At 62.7% G+C, this 4,829-nt stretch carries 6 protein-coding genes; 5 read left to right on the forward strand and 1 reads right to left on the reverse strand.

Features of this window, described 5'->3' with window-relative positions:
* The first annotated feature begins 218 nt into the window (after window positions 1–218).
* The 4 genes from dctP to AC4FAH_RS10945 are packed head-to-tail and all read left to right on the forward strand — an operon-like array spanning window position 219 to window position 3,727.
* Entirely contained in the window at window positions 219–1,208 is a 990-nt protein-coding gene (gene dctP, locus AC4FAH_RS10930) for a TRAP transporter substrate-binding protein DctP (protein WP_043334967.1), read from the forward strand.
* Window positions 1,209–1,218: 10 nt separating this feature from the next.
* Window positions 1,219–1,728, forward strand: coding sequence for a TRAP transporter small permease (locus AC4FAH_RS10935; RefSeq protein ID WP_052384734.1), 510 nt, complete (start codon window positions 1,219–1,221; stop codon window positions 1,726–1,728).
* 3 nt (window positions 1,729–1,731) lie between these two features.
* Window positions 1,732–3,036 (forward strand): TRAP transporter large permease, encoded by a 1,305-nt coding sequence (locus AC4FAH_RS10940; protein ID WP_054556964.1) that lies wholly within the window; start codon window positions 1,732–1,734, stop codon window positions 3,034–3,036.
* Between the two features lie 22 nt (window positions 3,037–3,058).
* Window positions 3,059–3,727, forward strand: a complete 669-nt coding sequence (locus tag AC4FAH_RS10945) for an RraA family protein (protein ID WP_131432145.1) — start codon at window positions 3,059–3,061, stop codon at window positions 3,725–3,727.
* Window positions 3,728–3,906: 179 nt separating this feature from the next.
* On the opposite strand, the gene AC4FAH_RS10950 is transcribed toward AC4FAH_RS10945, so the two are convergent.
* Window positions 3,907–4,413 (reverse strand): OsmC family protein, encoded by a 507-nt coding sequence (locus AC4FAH_RS10950; RefSeq protein WP_317292047.1) that lies wholly within the window; start codon window positions 4,411–4,413, stop codon window positions 3,907–3,909.
* A gap of 159 nt (window positions 4,414–4,572) precedes the next feature.
* Here AC4FAH_RS10950 and AC4FAH_RS10955 point away from each other — a divergent pair.
* Window positions 4,573–4,829: hypothetical protein (locus AC4FAH_RS10955; protein WP_490246028.1), on the forward strand; the 257-nt coding region annotated here is incomplete at its 3' end.

The raw sequence follows: 4,829 nt of genomic DNA on the forward strand, positions 1-4,829 counted from the left end.
TCTTACATAAATTTGGCAAATACTGCGTATTGAAATTTGAAAGCCCAAAAGGCTGATGATTCGTTGACCGCGAAGGGAGGGCCTCATAGATTGAAGGCGTACCATCACAACAAGAAGCAGGGACAGGTACCGCATGCATCTCCCGGACGCAGCATCATGGTCACGAGAAGTCCCGCATGCACTGCCCCGCTCACAATAACGATAACGTGGATACTGCTATGAAAACCCTCAAGCCCGCTCTGTTGCTCCCGCTGCTCGCTCTCCTCCCGGCCACCCAGTCCATGGCCACCGAATTGCGCATGCTGTCCAGTTACGACCAGACCACTGCCTACTCCCGCGAGATTGCCCAGCGCTTCATCAAGGAAGTCGAAGCCAACAAGGCCGCCGACCTCACCATCAAGCTGACCGGCCCGGATGTGGTGCCGCCCTTCGAGCAGCTGCAGCCTGTCGCGGCCGGTGTCTTCCAGCTGCTGTATACCCACGCCGCTTACCACACCAACACCACCGGCGTCGGCGCCGCGATGGATGGCGTGGCGGTGAATCCGGAACAGACGCGCGAATCCGGCCTGTGGGACATGGTCGATGAGCACTACAACGGCCTGGGCCTCAAGCTGATCGCGATTCCGCCGCTGGGCAGCCACGGCTTCCAGTACGTGCTGAAGGAGCCGATCACCGGTACGCCGGGTCTGGATGGCCGTCGTCTGCGCGGCAGCCCCACCTATACCAACGTCACCAAGGGCCTGGGCGGTACGCCGGTGCTGATGTCCAGTGGCGATGTCTATTCCGCGATGGACCGTGGCGTGATCGACGGCGCGGCCTGGGGCCTGAATGGCGTCAAGGACATGGGCTGGCAGGAAGTCGCCGGCTACTACTCCAAGCCGACCTTCGGTCAGACCTACAACTTCGTGCTGATGAACCTGAACGCCTTCAACACCCTGTCGCCGGAACAGCAGCAAGTGCTGCTCGACGAAGGCCGTGAGCTGGAAACCGAGATCGTCCCGATCCTGGATGAACTGGCGGTCGAAGAGTGGAAGGCGCTGGACGAAGCCGGCATGCAGCCTACCGAATTCGCACCGGAAGACGCCGAGCGTCTGGATGCCCTCGTCACCGACGGTATCTGGCAGCTGGGCATCGACAAGACCCCGGACACGGTGACCGCCATGCGTGAACTGGCGATCGAGAAGAACCTGACCACCGTCAGCGAGTAAGGAATCCACCATGCTAACCCTGCTTGCACGTGTGCATGACGGCGTGACGCGAGCAGGCTTCCTTCTGGGCGGTGTCACCTTGTGTGGCATCGTCCTGTGCTTCTGGCTGGAAGTCATCGCGCGCTACTTCTTCAACTCTCCCACCCTGTGGTCCGGCGCGATGGTGGCTTACCTGCTATGCCTCTCGATTTCGCTGGCAACGCCGGAACTGGCACGCACCCACGGCCATATCGCCATCACCGTGCTGCCGGAGCGCCTCGGCCCTGCCGCGCGCGCCTTCTATGATCGTCTCCTCGCCCTGGTGACCGGCGCCGTCTGCGCCGTGGCCGGTTGGATCTGCGTGCAGGAAAGCCTGCGTCAGTTCAATTACCACACCACCACCGCCATGGGCCTCGACATTCCCAAGTACTGGGTCTCCAGCTTCATCGCCTACGCGATGATCAGCGCCGCCCTGTACTTCCTGCGCCACGCCTTCACCCGCGCGACGCCCCCGGCTACCGCCGCCAGAAAAGGACCCTGAGTCATGGAATGGTATACCTCTCTGGGCCTGGCCATCGCCTTGCTGATGGGCCTGTTCGCCCTCGGCATTCCCGTCTTCGCCGCCTTCCTGACCATCAACGTGCTCGGCACGCTGTGGTTGATGGGCACCGCCGGTTTCGGCATGTTCGCCAACAGTGTCTACGACAGCATGACCTCGGAGACGCTGACCACCATCGCGCTGTTCGTGCTGATGGGGGAGCTGCTGTTCCGCTCCGGCTCCATCGATGTGATCTTCGACTCGCTGGATGCCCTGATGGGCCGCATGAAGGGTCGCCTCTACTTCTTCGTCGTCGCCCTCTCGACGCTGTTCGGTGCCCTGTCCGGCTCGGCGCTGGCTGTGACCGCCATGCTCAGCCGCTCGGCGCTGCCGACCATGCAGGAGCGAGGCTATGACGACAGACTCTCCATCGGCCTGATTCTGGGCGGGGCGAGTCTCGCACCGATCATCCCGCCGAGCCTGTTGGTGATCATCATCGGCTCGATGGTGGATGTCTCCATCGCGCGCCTGCTGATCGCGGGTATCCTGCCCGGCATCCTGCTGGCCGCGCTGTTCATCCTCTATGTGAAGGTACGCATCACGCTGGACCCGCGCCGCGCGCCGCCCGTCGATGAAAGCGGTGGCGGCACGGCCCAGGAGAAGCGCCGCGCCGTGATCAACATGCTGCCGTTCACCATCATCATCTTCGCCGTGCTCGGCCTGATTCTGCTCGGCATCGCCACGCCGTCCGAATCCGCCGCCACCGGCGTACTGGGCTCGCTGGTAGTCGCGGCCTACTACCGCAAGTTCTCGTTCAAGATGGCCGGCGAGGCGGTGATGTCCTCGCTCAAGGTCAGCACCATGATCATCCTGATCCTGGCGTGTTCGAAGCTGTTCTCGCAGCTGTTGAGCTTCACCGGCGCCACCAGCGGTCTGGTGAGCAGCGTGACCGGGCTGGACCTCGACCCGGTATGGATGCTGCTGATCCTGATGCTGATTCCGCTGATCGCCTGCATGTTCATCGACCAGATCGCCTTCATGATGGTGGTGATTCCCATCTACGCGCCGCTGGTCAAGCTGTATGGCTTTGATCCGGTGTGGTTCTGGACACTGTTCCTGATCAACATCTCGGTGGGCAGTCTGACCCCGCCCTTCGGCTACAACCTGTTCGCGGTGAAAGGCGCCGCCCCGGCGACGCCGATGCAGACCATCTACGCCGCGGCCTGGCCGATCGTCATCTGCTTCCTGTTCGCGATGCTGATGCTCTACTGGGCCCCGTGGCTGACGACCTTCCTGCCCAGCCTGATCTGACCGACCACGACGAGAGACTTCCATGTACCAACTCAATGACATGCCAGCGCAGGTCGCGCCTGAACGGCTGGAACAGCTCAAGCAGTGCGAGACGGCCACCATCGGCCACTTCCACACCCACGGCTTCGTCGAACCGGCGATTGCCAGCATGCTGCCCGAGGTGCGCATCGCCGGTACCGCCGTCACCGTCTCGCTGCCGCCGGAAGATGGCACCCTGCTCAACCACCTGATGCGCCTGGTGCGTCCGGGCGATGTGCTGATCGTGCATCGTCAGGGCGATCGCCACCGCGCCTGCTGGGGCGGCGTGATGACGGAAGTCGCCTCGCGCCTCGGCGTGGCAGGTGTGGTGATCGACGGCATGGCCACCGATGCGCTGACCATTCGGGACAAGCAGTTCCCGGTCTGGAGTCGCGGTGTCGCCTCGCTGACCACCCGCTTCGCCGGTATCGGCGGCGCGCTCAATGTGCCGGTCAGCATCGGCGGTGTCGTCGTCAATCCGGGCGATGCCATCCTCGCCGATGAAAGCGGCGTCATCGTGATGGCTCCCGAGGAAGTCTCGGCCATCGCCAGCCACGCCATCGAGGTGCAAGAAGCGGAAGAAGTGCTGCTGGCGAAGATCGCCGACGGCGCCTGCCTGCCGGACCTCACCGGCTCCAGCAAGCTGATCGAGGAAGTGAATGCACGCGGTTGATCAGTTCGCTTGATGCGCTTGCGAGACGCTGTTTCTTTGGAAAGACGCTGACTCTTTAGAGAGACGCTGAAAACAAAAAAGGCCACCAGATTTCTCTGGTGGCCTTTTGGGTTCTGACAGGGTCTGTATAACACGGTCGGTCGGACACGGTCAGTCCGACGCGGGCTGAGGGCTGCCCATCACTGATGGGTGATCACCGCCTCACAGCTGACCGGAAAATTCAGCGAATTGGCGATGAAGCACAGCGCATGCGCCCGGTGGTGCAGCTCATGGGCGAGCGCGATATCGTCACCGGCGGCCAGCGTGATCTCGGGGCGCAGCACGATGGAGGTGAAGCGTCCCGCCTCGCCCGGGCTCTCTGCCTGAGTCTTGTCATCGGCGGCGGGCGCACCTTCCTGCATCGTGCCCTCGGCGCGGTCGTGATAGCTCATGACACGAATGCCGGCCTCAGCACACAGATGCAGATACCACAGCTTGTGGCAGGCCGAGACGGAGGCCACCAGCATGTCTTCCGGATTCCAGCGGCCAGCGTCGCCCCGAAAGGCGGGGTCGGCGGAGCCTTCCAGGCTCGGCTTGCCACTGACACGGGCCACGAAATCACGCTCATAGGCGGTGTAATGGCGGGTGCCATCGCCGCGATTGCCGGTCCACTCAAGTTCAACCGAATACTGGTGTCGTCTGGACATCGTTGTCTGCTGCTCTCTCACAAGGGGAACCGCGTGCGTCGCATGACGCGCAGTCTGATACTTCTGTCTGATTAGGCATCTGAACAGCGTCAGCACGCAAGAAGTCACCGTAGGCCGATGATAGGATTGAGTCGATCGCACTCTGACAGGATGTCACGCATGGCGTTTGCCGTAACACGCTCCTTTGGGGCAATTCCCGGGCTGGCTGCCGCCGCCCTGACGCTCGGACTGGGCCTGAGCCTGGGCCTGGGCTTATGTCTCATTACCCCCGGTGCCTCGGCACGCGCCGAAGCCGCACAGTTTCGCCCCACGCCCAAGGTCATCAATACGCTGAGCAGTACCTACGGCTTCGTCATCGCCCAGGACATCACGCTGTCACGCATCGCCGATGAGTATCCCGGCCTCGCGCCGGATGC

This window comes from Cobetia sp. (genome assembly GCF_983723665.1).